The organism is Flavobacterium pygoscelis (assembly GCF_023162025.1).
Classification (GTDB): Bacteria; Bacteroidota; Bacteroidia; order Flavobacteriales; family Flavobacteriaceae; genus Flavobacterium; species Flavobacterium pygoscelis.
In genome coordinates this window covers 254456-277026 of the sequence record NZ_JALNUB010000005.1, presented here as the reverse complement: position 1 = coordinate 277026, position 22571 = coordinate 254456, and the positions used below count along the sequence as shown (strand labels likewise).

At 31.5% G+C, this 22571-nt stretch carries 23 protein-coding genes and 1 pseudogene; 19 read left to right on the top strand and 5 right to left on the bottom strand.

Annotated elements, in window-relative coordinates; translation table 11 throughout:
• The first annotated feature begins 6 nt into the window (after positions 1 to 6).
• The 13 genes from pnuC to MW871_RS09980 all read left to right on the top strand — a co-directional run bounded on the left by pnuC (position 7) and on the right by MW871_RS09980 (position 14006).
• Positions 7 to 630 (top strand): nicotinamide riboside transporter PnuC, encoded by a 624-nt coding sequence (gene pnuC, locus MW871_RS10040; protein ID WP_210644705.1) that lies wholly within the window; start codon positions 7 to 9, stop codon positions 628 to 630.
• Positions 591 to 2702, top strand: a complete 2112-nt coding sequence (locus MW871_RS10035) for a DUF4301 family protein (RefSeq protein WP_248428418.1) — start codon at positions 591 to 593, stop codon at positions 2700 to 2702. The genes pnuC and MW871_RS10035 overlap by 40 nt, the downstream gene beginning before the upstream one ends.
• Positions 2703 to 2727: 25 nt before the next feature.
• On the top strand, positions 2728 to 3129 hold the full coding sequence (arfB, locus tag MW871_RS10030; protein WP_248428417.1) for an alternative ribosome rescue aminoacyl-tRNA hydrolase ArfB: 402 nt from the start codon (positions 2728 to 2730) through the stop codon (positions 3127 to 3129).
• A gap of 400 nt (positions 3130 to 3529) precedes the next feature.
• Entirely contained in the window at positions 3530 to 5740 is a 2211-nt protein-coding gene (locus MW871_RS10025; protein ID WP_248428416.1) for a TonB-dependent receptor, read from the top strand.
• 239 nt (positions 5741 to 5979) lie between these two features.
• Positions 5980 to 6228, top strand: a complete 249-nt coding sequence (locus MW871_RS10020; RefSeq protein WP_248428415.1) for a hypothetical protein — start codon at positions 5980 to 5982, stop codon at positions 6226 to 6228.
• A complete protein-coding gene (locus tag MW871_RS10015) occupies positions 6229 to 6675 on the top strand; it encodes a GLPGLI family protein (protein ID WP_248428414.1) in 447 nt (148 codons plus the stop codon).
• 9 nt (positions 6676 to 6684) lie between these two features.
• Positions 6685 to 7389, top strand: coding sequence for a GLPGLI family protein (locus MW871_RS10010; RefSeq protein WP_248428413.1), 705 nt, complete (start codon positions 6685 to 6687; stop codon positions 7387 to 7389).
• Positions 7390 to 7925: 536 nt separating this feature from the next.
• A complete protein-coding gene (locus MW871_RS10005) occupies positions 7926 to 8156 on the top strand; it encodes a hypothetical protein (RefSeq protein WP_248428412.1) in 231 nt (76 codons plus the stop codon).
• Between the two features lie 62 nt (positions 8157 to 8218).
• Positions 8219 to 8941 carry a GLPGLI family protein gene (locus tag MW871_RS10000; protein WP_248428411.1) on the top strand — a complete coding sequence of 241 codons (723 nt, stop codon included), beginning with the start codon at positions 8219 to 8221 and terminating at the stop codon, positions 8939 to 8941.
• 445 nt (positions 8942 to 9386) lie between these two features.
• Positions 9387 to 9611 (top strand): hypothetical protein, encoded by a 225-nt coding sequence (locus MW871_RS09995; RefSeq protein ID WP_248428410.1) that lies wholly within the window; start codon positions 9387 to 9389, stop codon positions 9609 to 9611.
• A gap of 45 nt (positions 9612 to 9656) precedes the next feature.
• Positions 9657 to 10364, top strand: a complete 708-nt coding sequence (locus tag MW871_RS09990) for a GLPGLI family protein (RefSeq protein WP_248428409.1) — start codon at positions 9657 to 9659, stop codon at positions 10362 to 10364.
• Positions 10365 to 10538: 174 nt separating this feature from the next.
• Positions 10539 to 11288, top strand: a complete 750-nt coding sequence (locus MW871_RS09985; protein WP_248428408.1) for a GLPGLI family protein — start codon at positions 10539 to 10541, stop codon at positions 11286 to 11288.
• Between the two features lie 51 nt (positions 11289 to 11339).
• The gene (locus tag MW871_RS09980) at positions 11340 to 14006 is read left to right on the top strand and encodes a TonB-dependent receptor (RefSeq protein WP_248428407.1); all 2667 of its coding nucleotides are present in this window, start codon (positions 11340 to 11342) and stop codon (positions 14004 to 14006) included.
• Position 14007: 1 nt separating this feature from the next.
• Here the strand turns inward: MW871_RS09980 and MW871_RS09975 are convergent, their stop codons facing one another.
• Complete coding sequence (locus MW871_RS09975; protein WP_248428406.1) at positions 14008 to 14421, bottom strand: Rieske (2Fe-2S) protein; 414 nt, start codon at positions 14419 to 14421, stop codon at positions 14008 to 14010.
• A 159-nt stretch (positions 14422 to 14580) separates the two neighbouring features.
• On the opposite strand from MW871_RS09975, the gene greA reads away from it, so the two are divergent.
• The 3 genes from greA (at position 14581) to MW871_RS09960 (ending at position 16444) form a co-directional block, all read left to right on the top strand.
• Complete coding sequence (greA, locus tag MW871_RS09970) at positions 14581 to 15057, top strand: transcription elongation factor GreA (protein WP_188048929.1); 477 nt, start codon at positions 14581 to 14583, stop codon at positions 15055 to 15057.
• Positions 15058 to 15086: 29 nt separating this feature from the next.
• A complete protein-coding gene (locus tag MW871_RS09965) occupies positions 15087 to 15476 on the top strand; it encodes an HIT family protein (RefSeq protein ID WP_248428405.1) in 390 nt (129 codons plus the stop codon).
• Positions 15477 to 15553: 77 nt separating this feature from the next.
• Positions 15554 to 16444 carry a hypothetical protein gene (locus tag MW871_RS09960; RefSeq protein WP_248428404.1) on the top strand — a complete coding sequence of 297 codons (891 nt, stop codon included), beginning with the start codon at positions 15554 to 15556 and terminating at the stop codon, positions 16442 to 16444.
• Positions 16445 to 16446: 2 nt separating this feature from the next.
• On the opposite strand, the gene MW871_RS09955 is transcribed toward MW871_RS09960, so the two are convergent.
• On the bottom strand, positions 16447 to 17595 hold the full coding sequence (locus MW871_RS09955; RefSeq protein WP_248428403.1) for a sensor histidine kinase: 1149 nt from the start codon (positions 17593 to 17595) through the stop codon (positions 16447 to 16449).
• A gap of 175 nt (positions 17596 to 17770) precedes the next feature.
• Here MW871_RS09955 and MW871_RS09950 point away from each other — a divergent pair, with 175 nt between their 5' ends.
• The 3 genes from MW871_RS09950 (at position 17771) to aat (ending at position 19807) form a co-directional block, all read left to right on the top strand.
• A complete protein-coding gene (locus tag MW871_RS09950; protein WP_188048925.1) occupies positions 17771 to 18646 on the top strand; it encodes a flavin reductase family protein in 876 nt (291 codons plus the stop codon).
• Between the two features lie 27 nt (positions 18647 to 18673).
• On the top strand, positions 18674 to 19051 hold the full coding sequence (locus tag MW871_RS09945; protein WP_188048924.1) for a DUF3127 domain-containing protein: 378 nt from the start codon (positions 18674 to 18676) through the stop codon (positions 19049 to 19051).
• A gap of 114 nt (positions 19052 to 19165) precedes the next feature.
• Entirely contained in the window at positions 19166 to 19807 is a 642-nt protein-coding gene (gene aat, locus MW871_RS09940; protein WP_248428402.1) for a leucyl/phenylalanyl-tRNA--protein transferase, read from the top strand.
• A gap of 270 nt (positions 19808 to 20077) precedes the next feature.
• Here the strand turns inward: aat and MW871_RS09935 are convergent, their stop codons facing one another.
• From MW871_RS09935 to MW871_RS09925, 3 genes and pseudogenes are all read right to left on the bottom strand, one after another.
• Positions 20078 to 20788, bottom strand: coding sequence for a HesA/MoeB/ThiF family protein (locus tag MW871_RS09935; protein ID WP_248428401.1), 711 nt, complete (start codon positions 20786 to 20788; stop codon positions 20078 to 20080).
• Between the two features lie 55 nt (positions 20789 to 20843).
• Positions 20844 to 22001: a 2-iminoacetate synthase ThiH gene (gene thiH, locus MW871_RS09930; RefSeq protein ID WP_248428400.1), complete on the bottom strand. Its 1158-nt coding sequence runs from the start codon at positions 21999 to 22001 to the stop codon at positions 20844 to 20846.
• Between the two features lie 44 nt (positions 22002 to 22045).
• A pseudogene (locus MW871_RS09925) lies at positions 22046 to 22423 on the bottom strand (GxxExxY protein).
• Positions 22424 to 22571 lie beyond the last annotated feature (148 nt).

Genomic DNA, 22571 nt, shown 5'->3' with positions numbered 1-22571 from the left:
AATAGCATGTTTGATTACTTTTTTGCACAATATCATGATTATCCAGTACATGAAGTTTATCTAGAACTTATTGCTGTTTTTTTTGGCTTATGTAGTGTTTGGTATGCGAAGAAAGATAACATTTTAGTTTTTCCCACGGGATTAATTAGCACTTCTATTTATGCTTATTTGCTTTGGCAATGGAGCTTGTTGGGAGACTCAATGATCAATGTGTATTATTTTATAATGAGTATTTATGGTTGGTATCATTGGACCCGAAAAAAAGAAGATGTTGAGGAGTTTCCAATAGCAGTAATGACAAAAAAAGAGAAAGGAATGGCAATACTAATTTTTGTTGCTACCCTTGTTTTTGTGGTAATCGTTTATCTTTATTTTGATAAATTTACCAGTTGGTATTCCTATTTAGATACTTTATTAACAGGCATATTTTTTGTGGGAATGTGGCTTATGGCCAAAAGAAAAATTGAAAACTGGATTTTCTGGATTGCTGGTGATTTGCTTTCTATTCCTTTATATTTGGCAAAAGGATACACTTTTACCAGTTTTCAGTATATAGTATTTACAATTATTGCCGTTTATGGCTATTTAGAATGGAAAAAGATCTTAGACAACAAAAAAGTTCAGTTATAAAAATAGCTTTGTTTGGTCCCGAAAGCACCGGAAAAACAACATTAGCTAAACAACTTGCTGCACATTATCATACGGTTTGGACTCCTGAGTTTGCAAGAGATTATCTGCAAGAAAAATGGAATAAAGAACAAAAAATATGCGATCTGTCCGATATGCTTCCTATAGCGTATGGTCAAGTTCAATTAGAAAATGAGAAACTAACACTTGCTAATAAATACTTGTTTTGCGATACGAATTTGTTGGTCACCAAAGTTTTTTCTGATGTTTATTATAATTATTGTGATCCTTTGTTGCAAAAAGCAGCTCAGGAACATGAATACGATTTGTTTTTCCTTACCGATATTGATGTGCCTTGGGAAAAAGATGATTTAAGAGACAAACCAGAAGGTCGAGAAAGTGTTTTTGAGGTTTTTAAACAGTCTTTAATTAGCAATAATAAGCCTTTTATCCGTTTGACAGGCGATAAAGAATCGCGACTTAAAAAGGCTATTGCAATCGTAGATGATTTGACAAAAGCTAAAGAAAATGGGTTTTCTTCTGTGGATTTTGTACAGCTTTATAAACGTGAAATTTCAGTGGATCAAGTAGTAAAGCAGTTAGAGTTTATTCAAAATGGAATCTGCAAAACAAAGTTGATTCAGCCGGCGAGTTTGAATAATGGAATTTTAAAATTGTCTAAAAATGATTTTATAGAAAAAGCCGCGTTTTTTGAGGAAAATAAGCAGTCGTTAATACTTTTGAAATTTGTTCCTGCCTCTGGTGCCGCAACAAGAATGTTTAAGTTTTTAATTGCATTCCTAGAAGAATTTGATTTAGAAAACGAGACGATAAATGCCTATATAAATCGAAAAAAAGCGAGTCGACTTTCTATATTCTTAGTTGGACTTGAGAAATTTCCTTTTTTTGAAGCAATAAATTCAAAGTTGCGATCAGAACTCCCCAATTTTGATGATTTAGAGAATGATTATAAAAAATATTATTTTGTAAAATTCTTGCTCTCTAGTGATTTTTTTGATTTTGCTAATAAACCCAAAGGGATTTTGCCTTTTCATAAATACGCTTCCAATGTGGCTTCACCAATAGAAGAGCATTTATATGAGTGTGGATATTATTCTAGTTCTAATGGAAACTCAAATTTGCATTTTACGGTTTCTGAAGCGCACCAGTCTCATTTTGAGGAAATAATTACTTCTATAAAGCATAAGGTTGAAGAGGAAACAAATACCAAAATTAAGGTAACATATTCCTATCAAAACAAAAGCACAGATTCTCTTGCCGTTGATACAGAAAACAAACCTTTTCGTGAGGAAAATGGCGAATTGGTTTTTAGACCTGGCGGTCATGGAGCACTTATTCAAAATTTAAATGAACTAAACGCAGATGTCATTTTTATAAAAAATATTGACAATGTGATTCATAATAACAACCAAAAAATTGCATTGTATAAAAATGCACTGGCGGGAATTTTGGTTGAATTGCAACAACAAGTTTTTAGTTATTTGCGACTAATTGACGAAACAGTTTTAAGTCAAGAACAAGTGCAAGAAATTGGTGTTTTCCTTAGAAAAAAATTAAATGTGCAAGTACCTGATGATTTTGAAAAAGGCACTGTAGATGATAAAATAGCCTTTATAAAAGAAGTGCTTAATAGACCGATTCGCGTATGTGGTATGGTCAAAAATGAAGGAGAACCAGGCGGCGGTCCTTTTTGGGTTCAGAATAAAGAAGGTAGAATTTCGTTGCAAATTGTCGAAAGTGCCCAAATAAATTTATCGGATAAAGAACAAAAAAGAATTCATAATGCCGCCACTCATTTTAATCCTGTAGACTTAGTTTGCGGCATTAAAAACTATAAAAACGAGAAATTTAATTTAGCTCAGTTTGTAGATCACAACAGCGGTTTTATTGTAGATAAAATTTGCATGGGACAAAATATCAAGGCTTATGAGTTGCCTGGATTATGGAATGGTGCTATGGATAATTGGCTTACGGTATTTGTTGAGGTTCCATTACTTACCTTTAATCCTGTAAAAACAGTAAATGATTTGTTGAAGCCAGCACATCAATCTTAAGAGATAACAGAAATAATAGAGCAGCATGGAAATTCATAAAATACTAGCAGAGTTGCACTATAAGGCAGTTCGAAGTAGCGGAGCAGGAGGGCAAAATGTAAACAAGGTTTCGTCTAAGGTAGTTTTGAGTTTTGATTTGAAAAATTCGCAAGCCCTTTCAGAAGAAGAAAAAATACTACTTGAGACTAATTTGTATTCCAGATTAACGTCTGAATTAATTTTGATTCTCAATTGTGATGAAGACCGTAGTCAGCTAAAAAATAAAGAAATTGTAACCAAACGCTTTTTATCACTTATAAAAAACGGTTTACTAGTTCCTAAAGAAAGAAAACCAACTAAGATTCCAAAAGCAGCTATTCGAAAAAGAATTAAAAATAAAAAGTCTATTTCCGAAATTAAGAAAACAAGAAAGAAACCAGATTTTTGAAAATACTGTCGAAAAATCAATTATTTAGATAAGAGAGTGTAATGGTGGTTTCTTTTTGATTGCTGTGATTTGATTACTATTAAAATATTTTTTTATTTAAAGAGGTAAAACGTTGAGTTGTAGTTAGTAATTTTTTTGATTGACTGCTTTACAAAAAATGTTAGGCTACTTGTTACTTTTATCTTAATACTTTTTTACCTTTGCTGCGTCTCAAAGGGGTGCTTAGATTCTGAAAATTCAGAATTACAGGCTGAGATCATACCCAACGAACCTGAGCAAGTAATGTTGCTAAGGGAAAAAATGACAAATTATAGTGTGCACACTATTTTTTTGTCATAAAAAACAATCAATAATTTAAAAAAAGAATAATTCCCCCTTTTATTCGTAATTTTTTTTACGGATGAAAACTATTTGCAATTTTTCTAGCCTTAAAGGCAAAAAGGTACAAAACAGCACTTTTATACTGTCTGTTTTCTTTACAATATCCTCTTTTATTTCTTTTGCACAAGTAAAAGATTCTACAAAAGTCAATCAATTAGACGAAGTATTAGTTTCTGCAGTTCGTGCTACTACAAAAACTCCCGTTAGTTTTAGTAATCTGACTAAAAAAGACATCAAATCTCGTAATCTCGGTCAGGACATTCCTATTTTGATGAATTATTTACCGTCCGTGGTTACCACTACTGATGCAGGAAATGGAGTAGGTTATACCGGAATCCGTGTTCGTGGAAGTGATGCTACTCGTGTCAATGTAACCATCAACGGAATTCCGTATAATGATTCCGAAAGTCATGGAACTTTTTGGGTGAATATGCCTGATTTTGCTTCTTCAGTAGAAAGTTTGCAATTGCAACGTGGTGTAGGAACATCAACCAATGGCGCGGGAGCTTTTGGTGCAAGCTTGAATATGTTGACCGATACATACGCTAAGGAAAGCACGGGAGAAATCGCTAATTCGTTTGGAAGTTTTAACACCAGAAAACACACCGTTAAATTTAGTACTGGTTTGATGAATGATCATTTTGAAATCGCTGGGCGTTTGTCGGCTTTAAAATCAGATGGCTATATTGACAGGGCTTTTTCTGATTTAAAATCCTATTTTCTTCAAGGAACTTATGTGGGCAAAACTACTTTAATTAAAGCCTTAGCTTTTGGCGGAAATGAAAAAACCTATCAATCTTGGAATGGTTTAGAGGATTTGGACAAACTAAAAAATGACCGAACGTTTAATCCTGCTGGGAAATATACAGATAAGTTTGGTGTAATTCGTTTTTATGACAATGAAACGGATAACTACCAACAAGATCATTATCAATTGCACTGGAACGAAAAAGCATCCGAAAAATGGAGTACGAATCTGGCTTTCCATTATACCAAAGGAAAGGGTTTTTATGAAAATTATAAGCCGAATGCAAAGTTTGTGGAATATGGATTGACTCCAATTGTGATTGATGCAACTACCATTAATAAAACTGATTTGATTCGTCAGAAATGGTTGGTAAATGATTTTTATGGAACTACTTTTTCGGCCAGTTATAAAGAAGAAAAATGGAATGTTATTTTAGGAGGCGGTTACAATAAGTACGAAGGAAATCACTTTGGAAGAATAATTTGGGCGCGCTATGCCTCAAAATCTGAATTAGATGATCATTATTATGATGATGCCGCGACAAAAATGGATGGAAATGTTTTTGCGAAAGCCAATTTCCAAATTACAGAAAAGCTAAATTTATACGGAGATTTACAACTTCGAAACGTGCATTATAAAGCGAATAGTGCCGAAGCAGGTTTGGTCAATGATAATTTTAATTTCTTCAATCCTAAAGCGGGATTAAATTACGAACTTAATGCTAACAACGCCTTGTATTTTTCGTATGCCAGAGCCAATCGCGAACCGAACAGATCCGATTATGAAAACGGGAGTCCACGCCCAGAGAAATTAAACGATTTTGAATTGGGATTGCGTCATGTAGATTCAAAAATAAAGTTGAACGCTAATGTTTATTATATGGCTTACAAAGATCAGTTGATCGTTACAGGAGCATTAGACGATGTAGGTGCGCCAATACGTGAAAATAGTGGCGATAGTTATCGTTTAGGTGTAGAGGTTGATGCAACAATTTCTATTTTGGATAATTTATTTATTAGACCAAATATAACGGTGAGCACAAATAAAAACAAAGATTTTTTCTTTAAGAGAGATGGTGTTTTAACCTCGTTAGGAGATACCAATATTGCTTTTTCACCTGATTTTATTGCGGGGAATATCGTAAGTTTTGTGCCAGTAAAGAATCTTCAAATATCGTTTTTATCAAAGTATGTTGGGGAACAATATATGGCAAATATTGATGCAAAAGGATCTAAATTAAAATCCTATTTTACGAATGATTTGAATGTTTCGTATGAGATTATTCCAAAATCAGTTTTCAAATCGATTTATCTTTCAGCTTTAGTAAATAACATCTTTGATTACAAATACATATCAAATGGTTTTTTCTATACTTACGATGATGACGAGTCTAATCCGCCAGCGATTGCTACTTTAGAAGGAGCCGGTTATTATCCGCAAGCAGGAATTAACTTTTTAGTAGGACTGACTTTGAAATTTTAATTGAAAAGATACTTTATTGAAGAAGGCTAGGAGTTTATGAACTTCTAGCCTTTTTTAATTTTGTAGGTATTCTTAATATTCAATATTAGTGAAAAGAAGTACTAAATTTATAAATAACATACTATTTTATTAAAATAAATGCTTTTAGATGATGAATTATTTTGTAGGTTTATGATTATATAATTTCTTCTTTTTAAGTGTGATTAATTAAATAATGATTTTCGTAAAATTTATAAATAATGAAGTTAATAAAGATCATATTATTGTTTTGTTTCGTTTCTTGTCTTGGACAAGTAAAAAACGGAACTGTAGAGTATGGGCTAAGTATTGAAATGTTAGAAGGACTTAAAGAGAATGGTCCATTCAAAAAATTATACTCGGAGGCTGTAAATAATGCGCAATATTTGACTTTTAATTTATTATTCGATAAACAAAATTCTTTTTTTTCTTTAGATAAAGGACTTGAAGTAGGCGAAAATAACAATTAATTGGCTATTGTTGCCTCAGGTTATAAAGGGGTAATTTATCAAACAAAAGACTTTGCACTTTCTGAATTAGATAAAAGTTTTGGAAATTTTTTACTGAAAAATGAAGTTAACGAATGGACTTTGGTTAAAGAAACAAAAGAAATTCAAGGTTTTCTGTGTTATAAGGCTACTGCTATTAAAACAATTATAAATACTAAAGGGAATTTTAAGTTTCCTGTAATAGCCTGGTATTGCCCTAAAATACCTCTTTCGTTTGGGCCAAATGGTTTTGGTAATTTACCTGGTTTGATTTTAGAATTACAAGTTAGGAATGTTCTTTTTGAGGTTAAAAAAATTGAAATGAATCTTAATAATCCTCCTATCTTACCTAAAATTAAAGAGTATAAAATAATCGATGAAAAAGAATTAGAAAAAATGATTGCAAAAATTAGCGATTTTAAGAATTAATAACTTACAATGAAAAATACTATTATTATTTTTTTAATTTTCTTTGTATCCTCAGCAAATGGACAAGAAAATAATATCAGTGTCGTTTATGGCTTGAATATAGAGAATGAAGTTGGTTTATTTAATAACAACGCTACTTTAAAAAATTTATTTTTGAAATCCATGATTGATTGTAAAAAATTAAATTTTCAATTAATTATTACTCAAAATGGTTCTAAATTTTATAACGAAAAAAAATTAGAAATCGATGGTAATTTGGGTTCTAAAAGCTTTACTCTTTCAATGGGAAACTACACAGGAATGATATACAGTATAAAGGGGAAAGTATTAAAACAAAGTCCTTATTTGGGAGAGAATATTTACGGTGAAGAAGTTTTTAAAAGTGATTGGAATTTGACTAGCGAAACTAAATTAATTGATAATTATTTATGCTATAAAGCAACTAGTAGTAATAAAGTGGTCTATGGTGATAAGGTGTGGAACCATCCTGTTGTAGCGTGGTATTGCCCTAAACTACCTTTTCCTTATGGTCCTATTGGTTATGGTAATTTACCAGGATTAATTTTAGAACTCCAAGTGAGAAATGCTATTTATGGTGTTAAAAGTATAAACCTTAATAGTAGTTTTGATTTTGATGTAAAATTCTTAGATAAAATAAAAATATTAACTCAAAAGCAAATAGAAGAGGCTTTTACAAAACAAGAAGGATATTGAAAAATTTCATAAATAGTAAATATAAAAATTAATGGTTCATTTTTATAGATTTTTTAGTTACTATGTATAGAACTCTTTTTTTATTATTTTTTACGACTCTCTGTTTCTCCCAAACAAAAATTCTTGTAGGTGTGGTTTCGGACGATGTAAATAAACCATTCGAATCTGCTAATGTTATTGCAAAACCATTACAAGAGAAAGCCAATTTAAATTTTTCTACAGCTGATAATAAACGGTGTAACGTCTGGGGTCGGTTATTATGCGCAAGCAGTAATTAACTTTTTAGTAGGGATGAATTTGAAGTTTTAATTAAAATGATACTTTATTGTAGAAAGCTAAAGGTTTATGAATTTCTAATCTTTTTTAATTTTGTAAGAAATTGATTTATTGACATCTCCTTAATCAGACGAACAACTCGTTAAATTTTAGATATAATTCTTGTTTATTTTTTTTGATATTTACCTTGATTAACCAGAAAATATTTATAAATTTAAACCAATTTAATTATAAAAAAATTAGTATTTACTGCTTTTGCAGTGGTAGCATTTAGTGGAGTTGCAATGGCAAATACTTTGGCATTGAAAGAGGGGAAAAAAGAGAAACAGAAAAAGGAAGTTGTTTTAAAAGTGCAAGATTGTACTACAAAAGCAATGAATTATATAGACCGCGTATATGATGGTAATGGCACACATTCTGCAGAGCAAAATTATGCGGCTTATCAAGGTTATTACCAAGCTTGTGAAGATGCGAAAACTCCACAGAATTAATTAATTATTAAAAAAATAAACAAAACTATTGAAAGTTTTGTTTGTATTTTAAAGTTAAAATCATGAAAAAATTAAAAATTATATTCATTTGTATTTGCGCTTCAACGATGGCTAATTGTTTTGGACAATCAGTTTCTGGTAAAGTTATTTATAAAATTCAATTAGTTGGTTATGGCACAGATAGTAAAGATCCAGAATTTAACAAACTAAATGAGGCAACAGTTGAAATCGCAAACAAGCAAACTTGTACGTTGCAATTTAACAGTACACAGTCAAGTTCAGTTTTGGACAAGTATCTAATTTCTGACGCTGAAAATAATGGCTTAAGAAAAATGGCTAGGACGATGGCTTTTATTGTAACGAACGAAAGTGATTATTTTTTCGATAAGTACACTAATACTGCAATAAAACGGGAGGACAATGGAAAACTCATAAAGAAAGCGCATGATAAATTACAATGGGAAATATCGAGTGAAAGTAAGATAATTGATAATTATTTATGTTACAAAGCCACTTATTTCATGAAGTTTATTAATAGGTTAGGAGTAAATACCAGTATTCCTATTACTGCATGGTTTGCTCCAAGTTTGCCATATGCATATGGTCCTAAATACTTTAATGGCTTGCCAGGACTCATCTTGGAACTAGTAGATAGAGAAACTACTTTTTATGCTACTTCCATAGAGATTTTTACAGATAAGGAACTTGCAATTGATTTTCCAAAAGGGAAAACAATTAGTGCGGAGGTTTATGAAAAAGGACTAAAAACACAAGTGGGAATGTAAAATTTTAAGTTCATTTTTATAACTATTTCAATTTTAATGTTCAAAACTCTTTTTTTATTACTTTTTACCACTCTCTACTTCTCCCAAACAAAAATTCTTGTAGGAGTAGTCTCTGACGACTCCAATAAACCACTAGAATCTGCTAATGTTATTGCAAAGCCATTACAAGAAAAAGCCAATCTAAAATTTGCTTTTACCTATATTATAGAACGTTACCTATGAAAGGGTTATTATCCACAAGCTGGAATCAACTTTTTAGTAGGTTTGACTTTGAAGTTTTAAAGTTTGTTTGGAATTTTAATTACTAACCTATGTATTGATTGAAATACCATGTTGTTAATTTTACGTTAAAATTTAAATAAAATTCTTATTAATGTTTTTTTTTTTTTTGATATTTACCTTGGTTAACCAAAAAACTATTTATAAATTTAAAAACTATTAAATTATGAAAAAATTACTATTTACCGCTCTAGCAGTGGTAGCATTTAGTGGAGTTGCAATGGCAGAAACAAGTGTGCAGAAACAAGTATTTAAAAACAGTTGCGGTGATGTAGCCGCAAATACTGTTAATGTAGCTGAAGAAGAATATCATAATGAGACAGGACAATGTTTTGATTCTTGGGTCTATAATTATATATACAATAATGCATTAGAAAACTGTCTAAATTAAATAAATAAAACGCTCATTTATGAGCGTTTTAAAAAATAAATGATAATGAAAAAAAATATTATAATATTATTGCTTTTTTCCTCTTTATCATTGAGCAGCCAGAATAATCATCAAGATTTGACATATGTGATTTATAAGTTTAAGAATGTAATGGTAGATTCAACAAAGTTTGCACGTTTTAATCCTAATTTATTAGAATTCGAGTTTATTTATGAAAATAAAAGAAGCTTGTTCAAAATCATTGATAAAATGGAGTCACATTCCAAACAAGATTACAAAATTACTTCGATTATTTATGGGGGTAATTTAATTCATTTCAGAGATAATTCAATCCCTGAAAAGCTATTTAATGTAAATTATAAAGGGCAATCTTTAAATGTCATAATGGATTTGAAGGATTATGAATGGCAAATCTCAAATGAAAGTAAGTATATTGGTAAGTTTAAGTGCTATAAAGCAACTACGGTAATAAAAAAAGAAGATAAAGGAAGAAATACTGTAAAAATACTTAATCCAATAGTTTGGTTTACACCTGACTTGCCAACATCATTTGGTCCATTTGGGTTAGATGGTTTACCAGGTCTTATTATAGAGGGTACTATTGATGGTAAGGCTTATTTTTATGCTGATAAGGTAACTTTAAAGGATGAAAAAAAAATTCAAATTATAAAACCTAACAAAGCAATTAATATTGCCGAAATTGATTTTGATAGTATGATCGCAGCTGATTTTGTCAATTCTAGAGACAAATAATTTATTTTGACAACCTTCTTAACGGGTTTATTTTTGTTGCCTATGAGGTAGATATGACAAAGAAGACGACATCGATTTATTAAACGATCTTATAGGACTATGTCATTAAAAAGGTAAATGTAAACACTATCAAAAATACATTTTGATAGTGTTTTTTAAATATGAACAATACTTATGAAAAATATACTTTACTTATTTCTATTATATGCAAATATTTTATTTGCACAGTCAGGGGTCGTTATTTATTCTATACAATTAGATACCACAGGTCATAATAAAACTAGATCTAAATTAACAAAGGAATGGGCTGATATAGATATGAAAATGAATAAATATGCCATGATGCAACAATTTGAATTGATATTTGGCAAGAATCAATCAAGTTTTAAATATAAAGAAAGATTAAATTCTGATATAAATTTTGACGATAAAATAAATAAATTAGCAAAATCTGCTTATACATCTAATGACGATGTATTTATTGATTTAAACACCAATACTGAGTTTAGTAATAAAAGAGATGGTACTATAGTTCAAGATACTATTAATAAAAACTGGCAAATTCTTAAAGAATCAAAAAAAATAGGAGACTATTTATGCTATAAAGCAATTCTAAAGACGCCTTACATTAATAGATTTGGAGAATCAAAAATTAAAATAATAGAAGCTTGGTTTGCACCTAGTTTACCCTATGCTTTTGGCCCAGAGAATTTTTGTGGTTTACCGGGCCTTATTCTAGAATTGGCAGCAAATAGAATAACCACATATGTAGCTAGCAAAATCACAATTGAAAAAGAAGATTTGAATATAACTTTCCCAAAAGGGAATACGATAACAAAAAAGGATTATCAAAACGCAATGGAAAGCAGTATTGGTGGTATTTTACTTGCGAAAAAAAGAGAAGAAGCGAAAGAGAAAAATTAAATTAATACAAGTTGCTAGGCAAGTTTCATTCTCCATACTATCTAAAACATCATGTTTAAAATCCTATTCTTTTTTTTAATAACAACACTTTCTTATTCTCAAACCCGCATAATAACTGGTGTGGTTTCGGACGATCTAAATAAACCATTAGAATCTGCTAATGTTATTGCAAAACCATTGCAAGAAAAAGCCAATCTGAAATTTGCTATTGCGGATAACAAAGGGCGCTATCGCCTAGAACTAGATGCGCTTGTAAAATACGAAATCACTGTTTCCTATATTGGTTTTGTTGAAGAGGTCTTTATAATAACAACTGATGCCACTAGTACAAGTCATGATTTTAAGCTAAAATCTACGGGGGAACAACTCAAAGAAATTGTCATCAAACATGAGTTTAAGCCTATAGTTATCAAGAAAGACACGATGACATTTGATGTAAAAAGTTTTGCTAACGGTAACGAGCGTAAAATGAAAGAAATTCTAGAAAAATTACCCGGTGTTGAAGTAGATAAAAAAGGAAATGTTACGGTACAAGGCAAAAAAGTAACCAAAATGCTCGTTGAGGGAAAATCATTTTTTGGCGGAGGCTCAAAACTGGCGGTCGAAAATATTCCTGCTGATGCGATGGAGAAAATTGAAGTTATAGACAACTTTAACGAATTAGGTTTTATGAAACAAGTGTCGGATAATGATGAACTGGCGATGAACGTAAAACTAAAAGCCGATAAAAAAAAGTTTGTCTTTGGTGACGTCGAAGCGGGTGCCGAAGTAGGCAATGCTGATAACGGTTTTTATCTCGCTCATACTGCTTTGTTTTATTATGCGCCCAAAACAAATTTGAGTTTTATAGGCGATGCCAATAACATCGGTAGAAGCACGTTTACTTTTGATGATTTAATGCGCTTTGGCGGTGGCATGAGCACGTTTCTTTCGGGCAGAAAATCGTTTACTAATCTATATTCTTTTGCAAATGATAATACGGATGTGGTAACCAATCAATCCCAATTTGCAGCTTTAAATTTTAGCCACGAAACCTCTTCAAAATTGACGATTTCTGGTTTCAGTATTTTTTCTAAAGTATTAACAGCAACCAAAACAGAAAGTAAAAACGAATATCTACAAAATAGTGCCATTGCTTTCGAAAATAAATTGCAAAATGGCGAAAATCGTTCCGTATTGGGAATAGGGAATATCAAACTAGATTATTCGCCTACCAATAAAGAAAAATGGTATTACAACGCCCAATATCAATCTAGTACTAATGATTTATCTAGCACTGTAAATTCGATAACAGCTGCAAATTCAACTGTTTTTGAAACTATCAGTAAGGCAGATAATGTGTCCGTAAAGCAATATTTAGAATGGCATAAAAGTTACAATGAGCAGCACACTACGACTTTTGTAATAAACCAAGCGTATGATAACAATACACCAAAAAATCAATGGTTTACTGATAAGCCTTTTTTTGTGGGCTTAATTCCGTTACAAAATGATGTTTCTTACACGATTAACCAAATCAAAAAAGTAAGAAATAATAGTATTGATGCTTTATTTAAGCATTATTGGATTATTAATAATTTCAATCATTTGTATACTAATATTGGGAATAATTCAGGCACTTCAAGTTTTACAACTGCCGAAAAACAAATTCTTACTAACGGAACTAGTAATGATTTTGCGTCGGCTGGATTTGGTAATGACATAAAATACCAATTAAATGATGCTTACGCTGGCGTTGAGTATAAATTTAGAATAGGAAAGTGGACTAATAAACCTGGTCTTTATGTCCATTTTTATAATTTAAAAACGAATCAAATTAGTAGAGAACAACACTTATCTAAAACACTTTTACAACCACAATGGAATAGCGAGTATGAATTTAATAAATCTGAAACGCTTAATTTTACTTATAAATTAGAAAATAATTTTCCAGAAGTAAGTCAGTTAGCTTCTAATTATACTTTGCAAAATTACAATTTGGTATACAAAGGAAATGCGCTTTTGCAAAATGAACAATTCCATACGGCTAATTTAAGGTATTCAAAAATGAATATGTATCGAGGTATTACTTGGAATGCAATGGCAAATTTCAATAAAAAAATAAAAACCATTCGCAACGAGATTCAATTAGATGGAATCAATCAATTTAATAATCCAATTTTAAGCGACAATCCTGAAACTACTTATGGTATAAATGGTTCTTTTAGTAAACGGATTTATCGTTTTAATCTAAAGCTAAACACGCGCTTGAATTGGTTTAATTACAGTCAAATCATTAACAGTGTTATTACCAAAAATGATAGAAATAGTCAAAATTTTGGTTTGGTATTTAAAACGGCTTATCGCAAATGGCCAGATTTCAGCATTGGGTATAATAAAGGATTTAGTCAGCTTTCAGGATTGACAAAGTCCAATTTTCAAACTGATGCAATAAATGCTGATGCAAATGTGAATTTTTTTAAATCTTGGATTTTTAAATTGGAATATGAAAAACTTAAAAATACAAATAACACAAATCAAAGTAATTTTTATGATATTGCTAATGCTTCTTTACGATACCAAAAGAAAAACAGTCCTTTAGGGTTTGAACTAACTGCCAATAACTTGTTTGACAATAAACTAAAAAATGATTATTCTTTTTCAGATTATGTAATCAGTGAGCGAAACACTTATCTTTTACCAAGAGTAATTTTGTTCTCGATAAGTTATAAATTGTAATTTAATTAAAAACTCGCAACACATCACCATTTATCTGAACGCGATATTGTTTCATTGGATATTGCAGTTTTCCTTGTCCGGTAAACAAACTGTATTCTTGATTGTCGCATGCGCAAAGGGCATTAATGCCTTTTATTGTCATAGTAGAACAAGAAGATAAAGCTTGGTTAGGACAAGCGGCATCAAAAGCATTGTAGCCACTACCGGTATTAAAAACAATAACGCCACGAACCCCTTTTTCTGGAATTAACACCGCATTGCTCACAAATTTTAGATCAGAATATTGGGGCAAATTTAAGTTGAGGTCAATAAGAACTGAATAGTTAGGTAAGTAAGGATTGGTGTTCTTTACTCCTGAATCGCTGCAGGAAAAAAACAAAGGAATGATAAAAAAAAAAGCGGCGTATTTTTTCATTTTAAAAGTGTCAAAGTATTAGCGAAACAAATTTAAATTATTTAACTTTGAATTATATATGATTAACATATAATTATAGGCAAATAAAAATAATAGTATCTTTGTGGAAAGAAATCCCGTCCTGATGGGATTTTTTCTATTTATATAAATAAGGAAGTTATGAGTACAGTATCGTATTACACCGCTGATGGGTTAAAGAAATTAAGGGAAGAGTTAGATTATTTAAAAAGTGTGATGCGTCCAAAAGCCTCTGCAGATATTGCTGAAGCTAGAGACAAAGGCGATCTTTCTGAAAATGCAGAATATGATGCGGCTAAAGAAGCACAGGGAATGTTAGAAATGCGTATTGCCAAATTAGAAGAGGTACATTCTAATGCTCGTTTGATAGATGAAACAAATTTAGATCTTTCTAAAGTTTTGGTTCTTTCTAATGTTAAAATAAAAAATCAAACCAATGGCATGGAAATGAAATACACATTGGTTGCAGAAAGTGAAGCTGACTTAAAAACAGGTAAAATCTCAGTAACTTCACCTATAGGTAGAGGTTTGCTTGGTAAATCAGTTGGAGAAGTCGCTGAAATCACGGTTCCTAATGGCGTTTTGAAATTTGAAATACTTGAAATTACAAGAGACTAAGCAATCACAACCAATTAATTATTTCTACTATGTCAAGTATTTTTACCAAAATAGTAAACGGAGAAATTCCTTGTTACAAAATAGCTGAGGACGATAATTTTCTAGCTTTTCTAGACGTTAATCCCAATGCAAAAGGACATACACTTTGTATTCCGAAACAAGAAATCAATAAGATTTTTGAAATAGAAGAGGAATTGTATATAGGATTAATGCAGTTTTCAAAAAAAATTGCAATAGCCTTAGAAAAAACAGTCCCTTGTAAACGAGTTGGTATGGCCGTTGTTGGTCTAGAAGTGCCTCATGCGCATGTACATTTAATTCCGTTGAACGAAATGGATGAAATGCGTTTTCAAAATAAAGTTTCTTTTTCTAAAGAAGAATTCGAATCTTTGGCACAAGCAATTACAAACAATCTATAACATAAAATTAATAATTTTTATTTCCACGAATTTGGTAATTTATTTCTAAACTCGTGGATTTTTTATATTCATTCGTCATGAAAAAAATTCTAATTTCAATACTTTTTTTAATTCCTTTTATAATTTTTAGTCAAGAGAAAAGCAGTCATAATTATTATTGGAATATTTATGATGCTAATGAAACTATTGTTGCCGCTAAAAATTGTTATGTTAGAGAAATGCCTTCTATACAATCCAATTTGCTCGATTCCCTGCAATTAGGAAAAAAGATAAAAGTACTGAGAACGACTGAAAATGATTTAAAAATTAAAGGATTAAATGTTTCTTGGGTTGCAATTGAATATGAAAATAATATTGGAAAATTAGTTCAAGGTTTTTTATGGAAAGGATTTTTGGCTGTTGGTTTTTCTAAAAGCGCCGACTATACTTATCTAACTGCTATAGATAAAATTGAAACTGTAAAAGATGCAGATGGTTTTGAAAAAAATTCAGTTAGCATTTCTGTAAAAATCCTGGATAGTGAGAATGCTGTTGTTGGGCAAAAAACAATCACAAAAAATCTTGATGGTAGTTATTTTTTTCAAAACAAGACTATTGGTAGTTTAGGTTTGACCAATCTAGAAAATATTTATAGAATTAGTTTTAGCGGAGAGGCATGCGGCATTCCGACCTTATACTATTATTTTGGATGGAACGGTAAAAGTTTTGTGATGCTGCCAGAAAAACAAGAAGTGGGTGATGCTGGAGTGTATTATTATTCAGAAAATTTTGTTTTTCCTAAAGAAACTGGAGGGAAACCGGATTTAATAGTCAAGCAAATTGAAGAAGGAGAATACGATCAAGACTCAGAGAAAGACAATACTTATCTTTTAAAAATAAGTAAATGGACTGAAACGTATAAATGGAATGGTGAAAATGCAGTTTTTATCTCTAAATCTAAACCAGTTAAATCGTCAAAAAGAGAGTAGTGCTAAACTATTTTTTTTAAAATAACTTGCATGGTAGTTCCTTTTCCGATTTCCGATTGAAGCACTTTTATGGTTCCTTTGTGGTATTCCTCTACGATTCTCTTTGTCAAGGAAAGACCCAGTCCCCAACCTCTTTTTTTAGTGGTAAAACCGGGTTCAAAAATAGCTTTAAACTGTTTTTTTTGAATTCCTGCACCGGTGTCTGAAACATTTATTTTGACTAAATCGCCTTCTTGCTTGATTTCTAATGCTAATTTCCCTTTTCCTTTCATGGCATCAATTGCATTTTTTACTAAATTTTCAATTGTCCAACTGTGCAAAGTAGGATTTAGCAAAACCATAATTTTTGTTTGTGGCGCTTGAAAAGAGAATTCAATTTGTTTAGAAAACCGAGATTGCAAATAGTCATAAGATTGTTGGGTTTCGGCAACAATATCTTTAGGCTCTAATTTGGGTTCCGATCCTATTTTAGAGAAACGATCCGTTATGGTTTGCAAACGCTCAATGTCTTTTTCAATTTCAAGTGTTGTACTTTCTTCAACGGCTTCCGATTTTAAAATTTCAACCCAGCCAATCAATGACGAAAGTGGAGTTCCTATTTGATGCGCTGTTTCCTTTGCCATTCCCGCCCAAAGCTTATTTTGAGTTGCCATTTTGGTGCTTCTATAAAAATTATACACTAGGCCGCCAAACAGCACAATAATAAGTACTAATGCAATAGGATAATATTTTAATTTATTGAGCAAAGAAGAATTACCATAATATAATTTCTGAAATTTTCCGGGAACATATTCTATTACAATAGGTTCATTTTCACTTCTTAAATTGTGTAAAAAGTCTACTGCTTTATCTTTGTCTTTTACAATAATATCGTCAATGTTTACGGTATTAATTATGCTATCATTCTCTGTAAGAATTATTGGTATTGACGTATTATTGCTGAAAATCTGTAACGGAAGTTCGACATCCGTAGTCTCATTAGCATTGATGAAAGTTTTTTGCGCATTTGCCCAAAGATTCATTTTTAAACGTTCTTCATTTTTGAAAATCTGGAAAAAGGTATAAGTATTCCAAAGTATCAATGAAACGATCAAAAAAGAGGCGAAAATAATAATCCAACGGGTTGTATTTCTTCGGTCAGAAAACTGCATAAATAAAATTTTGAGGTATAAATATAACGAATTAAAGATGGAAGTATTTTAGGATCAGTCAAAGAATTTTATTTTGAAAAAATCACACTCTTATTTTAATCTAATTCTCTTATTGACGTTCTAAAATTTAATTCAATTGTCTACTTTTGTAGCTACAAGAACTAAATCTTAAAGTATGATTACTATTGATCCTAAAAGTATAGAAACGGCAAAATTACAAGGATATTTGCAAGGTTCCGTAGGTCCAAGGCCTATCGCTTTTGCCAGTACAATGGATACGGAAGGAAATCCAAATGTGTCTCCTTTTAGTTTTTTTAATGTATTTAGCGCAAATCCTCCTATTCTTATATTTTCTCCTGCAAGAAGGGTGCGAGACAATTCTATAAAACACACTTTGATTAATGCTGAAGCCACGGGTGAAGTGGTAATTAATGTTGTGAATTATGATATGGTGCAACAAACTTCGCTTGCCAGTACAGAATATGCTGAAGGTGTTGATGAGTTTTTAAAATCAGGTTTAACGCCAATTCCTTCAGAGGTTGTAAAACCATTTAGAGTCAAAGAATCGCCCGTTCAATTTGAATGTAAAGTGACTCAAATTATTGCTTTAGGAACAGAAGGTGGAGCAGGAAATTTAATTCTTTGCGAAGTAGTCAGAATTCATATCGACGAAAGTATTTTAGATCAAAATGGAGCGATTGATCAACATAAGATTGATCTAGTATCTCGATTGGGCGGAAATTGGTATTCGAGATCCAATCAAGGACTTTTTGAAGTGCCAAAACCACTAACCACGTTAGGAATTGGAGTAGATGCCATTCCTGATTTTGTAAAGCAAAGTGCTGTGTTTAACGGAAATGATTTAGGCATGTTAGGAAATGTCGAATCTTTGCCAACTCTTGAAGAAATTACTATATTTGTAAAAGAAAATTTTGAAGTAAAAGGGGTACTGAGTGCAGATGATGAAATCAAGAAATACCAATTAGCTAAAGAATATTTAAATAAAAACGAAGTACTTACCGCTTGGAAGGTACTTTTAGCCAAAAAATAAAGAGAGCAAACAATTAAAATAGAGAAGATGGAAGTTACAGGAAAAATTAAAATGATCGATCAAACTAAAGAAGTTGGATCTGGAGGTTTCAAGAAAAGAGATGTAGTTGTTACTACTGATGAGCAATATCCACAGCATATTCTAGTTCAATTTGTTCAAGATAAATGTGATTTATTAAATGGTTTTCAAGTAGGAGAACCTGTTAAAATTGATATTAACTTAAGAGGTAGAGAATGGACTAATCCTCAGGGAGAAACAGTTTATTTTAATACAATTCAAGGTTGGAGAATTGCAAAAGCACAAGCCGATGCGCCTGCAGCACAAATGCCTCCAATGCCTGCAGCACAAGCATTTGCTCCAGCAACAAATTTAAATGAAGAAGAAGCTGACGATTTGCCATTCTAAAATAAAATTATAAAATTTATAAAAACCAAATTCCAACTTTAGCTTGTCTTAAAATTGGAATTTGGTTTTTTTTTAAATGATTTTACCACTATCATTGACTTGATTTTTGTATTAATGCACTACCTAACTAACGATTTATTTTTTCCGCCGGTTTCCCAAGCCAATCTCGATGGTATTTTAGCTATTGGGGGCGACTTATCTCCTGAGCGTTTGTTGTTGGCTTATAAAAGCGGTATTTTTCCTTGGTTTGAACCTGGAGATCCTATTCTCTGGTGGTCTCCCAATCCTAGAATGGTTTTATTTCTAGAAGAATTAATTGTTTCAAAAAGTATGCGAAACATCCTGAATAGGAAAAGCTTTAAAGTTACTTTCAACCAGAACTTTAGAGAAGTAATTGCTCATTGTCAAAATGTAAAAAGAAACGGTCAAACCGGAACCTGGATTACCAATGATATGATTGAAGCATATTGTAATCTTAACAAATTAGGAATAGCCAAATCAGTTGAGGTTTGGCAAAACGAAGAATTAGTCGGTGGTTTGTACGGAATCGATTTAGGAACTATTTTCTGCGGCGAAAGTATGTTTTCGTTAGTTTCAAATGCATCAAAAGTGGCTTTTATCGCTTTGGTGGAACAGTTAAAAGAGAAAAATTACAAATTACTAGACTGTCAGGTTTATAATCCCCATCTGGAAAGTTTAGGATGTCGTGAAATTAAACGCTCTGAATTTATCGCTATTTTAAGTAATGAAAATTAAGGCCTATTCCAGCTGTTCGTTGCAAGTCTTCCCTCAAAAAACTTTTTTTCTAAAGCCATAAAAGGAGCTTCCTGCCGGTCGCTCTTTTCTGTCTAGAAAAAAATAGTTTTTTTCAGTCAGCGCTTTCCACTACCATCTGGGGCAAAAGTATTCCTAATTTTATTTTTAAACTTTGGGAAAGAGCTAACAGCTTTTAAAAACAAGTTATTTCGAAAAAAAAATCCGTGTTCATCTCTCCAATCCGTGTCATCCGTGTTCCAATTCCTAAATTTAAAAAGTCAGCTTTGTAAAACTCCAATCTAAAGTTTTAAACAAAACTAATTCATTTTTTAACGTTGGTAAACCTATAATCAACTTCAAAGTTTCATGTGCCATCATCAATCCAATTAGGCCTGGTAAAGTACCTAAAACCCCATTCATATTGCAATTAGGAACGTCTTTAGGGTTTGGTGGTTCCGGAAATAAATCACGCAAATGTTTACTTCCTATATGATTAAAAATTGCTAACTGTCCTTCAAATCCTAATATACTTCCATAAACTAATGTTTTCCCTAAAGCAACACAAGTATCATTTACCAAATAGCGCGTCTTAAAATTATCCGAGCCATCAACGACCAAATCAAAATCAGTAATAATTCTCGCAGCATTTTCAATCGTTATTTTTTCTTCGAAAGCTAAAACTGTAATTAACGGATTTAGTTTTTCTATGACACTTTTTGCAGTCGACGCTTTAGGAAAGCCTATTTGTTCTTCGGTATATAGAATTTGACGATGTAAGTTGTGAATTTCAATTTTATCAAAATCTACAATTCCAATTGTTCCTACACCAGCAGTGGCAATATATTGCAAAACAGGACAACCCAAACCGCCCGCTCCAATAACAAGAACTTTCGATTTTTTTAATTTCTCTTGTCCTTCATCACCAATTTCAGACAACATGGTTTGTCTGTTATAACGTAAAAAATCTTGTATAATGCTCATTTTTAATTAAGTCTTAAATTTTTTAAAGTCGAAAGTTATAAAGGCAATAAAATACTTAATGAAGAATCGAGCTGTCTTTAAGACTTTCGACATTCGACTTTTGACTAAAGGTTCTATCCCAATCTTTCCAAACGGGTTCGTATCCTTTTTGGGTTATTATCGCTGCAATTTCTGCTGCAGAGCGTTCGTCGCTAATTTCAAATTGCTCTAAGGATTGCGGATCTACTGCATAACCACCTGGATTTGTTTTAGAACCCGCGCTCATGCTTGTAGTTCCTATAGCAATAATATGATCTCTAAATTTTTCATTCTCTCTTGTCGATATAGAAATTTCTAACTCTTCATTCCACAAACGATAGGCACAAATGAGTTGGGTTAAATCTTTATCATCCATAATGAAATTAGGTTCTATAATTCCTTCGGCTGGACGTAATCTCGGAAAAGAAACAGAATATTTAGTTTGCCAATATGTTTTTTGTAAATAATCCAAATGCAAGGCATTGAAAAAACTATCGGTACGCCAATCTTCCAAACCTAATAGAACGCCTAATCCTATTTTATGAATGCCAGCTTTGCCAATACGATCAGGTGTTTCTAGCCTATAATCAAAATTTGATTTTTTGCCTTTCGTATGGTATTTTTTATATACTTCTTGATGATAGGTTTCTTGATATACTAAAACAGAATGTACGCCAGCTTCATGCAAACGCTCATATTCTTCCTGAGAAAGTGGTTGCACTTCGATAGAAATTATCGAGAAATCTTTTTTTATTTGTTCGATAGCGTTCAAGAAATAATTGATATTTACCGTGTAGTTGGCCTCTCCAGTTACTAATAAAACGTGATCGAATCCTGCTTTCTTTAAAACAGCTATTTCTTGTTTTATCTCTGTATCAGATAAAGTCTTGCGTTTGATTTTGTTGTCTAAACTAAAACCGCAATAGGTACAAATATTTTGGCATTCATTACTTAAATACAGCGGAGCATACATTTGTATTGTTTTTCCAAATCGCTTTTTAGTGAGCGTATGACATTGTTGTGCCATTTGTTCTAAATAGGGTTGTGCTGCGGGTGAAATCAATGCGATAAAGTCATCGAGATTGCGTTTGTTTTTCGCCAATGCTTGCTCCACTTTTTCATGGCTGGTTGCGTATATTTTAGAGTGAATTTCGTCCCAATTATATTGTTCAAAAACTGATTTGAATGTGTTCATTTGATTTTTTATGGCACGCAAATTTGGTAGATTTGCGCAGATTTTTATATTTTATTGGCAATTCTTTTGATGTCATTTAAAATGGTTGTAGTGTTGAAATTGACTAGTATTCCTAATTTCTTATTAGTAAGCTTTAGATAATTTGTAATTTGCTTGTAATGAATTGGAGCTAAATCTTCGACAGATTTCAGCTCAACAATTACTTTGTCCTCTACTAATAAATCAATTTTAAATGCAATATCTTAAATGATTTCTTCATAAGGAATACTAATTACAAGTTGTCTTTCAACTTTTAAATCCATTTTTTTTAATTCATAACTCAAAGCATTTTCATAAACCGATTCAAAAAAACTTGGTCCGAGTGTATTATAAACCTTGAAAATTGCTCCTCTTATTTTAAAAGATATCTCATTTTCAGTCATTTGTTAAGATTTTTATAATTAGTATTAATTAGATGTATTACTTAATATTAAAAAATAACAATAATAATTTTTAGCAAGCAGATTCTGGCATATTCATTTAAATTTAATTTTTTATCTGTGTAGATCTGCATAATCTGCGTGCCATTTT

What these genes read in the sequence shown, in the direction of transcription:
- aat (WP_248428402.1), top strand. Translation starts at nt 19,166, where the DNA reads ATGCACTACCTAACTAACGATTTATTTTTTCCGCCGGTTTCCCAAGCC.
- MW871_RS09990 (WP_248428409.1), top strand. Translation starts at nt 9,657, where the DNA reads ATGAAAAAAAATATTATAATATTATTGCTTTTTTCCTCTTTATCATTG.
- MW871_RS09945 (WP_188048924.1), top strand. Translation starts at nt 18,674, where the DNA reads ATGGAAGTTACAGGAAAAATTAAAATGATCGATCAAACTAAAGAAGTT.
- arfB (WP_248428417.1), top strand. Translation starts at nt 2,728, where the DNA reads ATGGAAATTCATAAAATACTAGCAGAGTTGCACTATAAGGCAGTTCGA.
- MW871_RS10025 (WP_248428416.1), top strand. Translation starts at nt 3,530, where the DNA reads ATGAAAACTATTTGCAATTTTTCTAGCCTTAAAGGCAAAAAGGTACAA.
- greA (WP_188048929.1), top strand. Translation starts at nt 14,581, where the DNA reads ATGAGTACAGTATCGTATTACACCGCTGATGGGTTAAAGAAATTAAGG.
- MW871_RS10000 (WP_248428411.1), top strand. Translation starts at nt 8,219, where the DNA reads ATGAAAAAATTAAAAATTATATTCATTTGTATTTGCGCTTCAACGATG.
- MW871_RS09955 (WP_248428403.1), bottom strand. Translation starts at nt 17,595, where the DNA reads ATGCAGTTTTCTGACCGAAGAAATACAACCCGTTGGATTATTATTTTC.
- MW871_RS09965 (WP_248428405.1), top strand. Translation starts at nt 15,087, where the DNA reads ATGTCAAGTATTTTTACCAAAATAGTAAACGGAGAAATTCCTTGTTAC.
- MW871_RS09975 (WP_248428406.1), bottom strand. Translation starts at nt 14,421, where the DNA reads ATGAAAAAATACGCCGCTTTTTTTTTTATCATTCCTTTGTTTTTTTCC.
- pnuC (WP_210644705.1), top strand. Translation starts at nt 7, where the DNA reads ATGTTTGATTACTTTTTTGCACAATATCATGATTATCCAGTACATGAA.
- MW871_RS09950 (WP_188048925.1), top strand. Translation starts at nt 17,771, where the DNA reads ATGATTACTATTGATCCTAAAAGTATAGAAACGGCAAAATTACAAGGA.
- MW871_RS09995 (WP_248428410.1), top strand. Translation starts at nt 9,387, where the DNA reads ATGAAAAAATTACTATTTACCGCTCTAGCAGTGGTAGCATTTAGTGGA.
- MW871_RS09960 (WP_248428404.1), top strand. Translation starts at nt 15,554, where the DNA reads ATGAAAAAAATTCTAATTTCAATACTTTTTTTAATTCCTTTTATAATT.
- thiH (WP_248428400.1), bottom strand. Translation starts at nt 22,001, where the DNA reads ATGAACACATTCAAATCAGTTTTTGAACAATATAATTGGGACGAAATT.
- MW871_RS09935 (WP_248428401.1), bottom strand. Translation starts at nt 20,788, where the DNA reads ATGAGCATTATACAAGATTTTTTACGTTATAACAGACAAACCATGTTG.
- MW871_RS09980 (WP_248428407.1), top strand. Translation starts at nt 11,340, where the DNA reads ATGTTTAAAATCCTATTCTTTTTTTTAATAACAACACTTTCTTATTCT.
- MW871_RS10035 (WP_248428418.1), top strand. Translation starts at nt 591, where the DNA reads ATGGAAAAAGATCTTAGACAACAAAAAAGTTCAGTTATAAAAATAGCT.
- MW871_RS10020 (WP_248428415.1), top strand. Translation starts at nt 5,980, where the DNA reads ATGAAGTTAATAAAGATCATATTATTGTTTTGTTTCGTTTCTTGTCTT.
- MW871_RS10010 (WP_248428413.1), top strand. Translation starts at nt 6,685, where the DNA reads ATGAAAAATACTATTATTATTTTTTTAATTTTCTTTGTATCCTCAGCA.
- MW871_RS09985 (WP_248428408.1), top strand. Translation starts at nt 10,539, where the DNA reads ATGAAAAATATACTTTACTTATTTCTATTATATGCAAATATTTTATTT.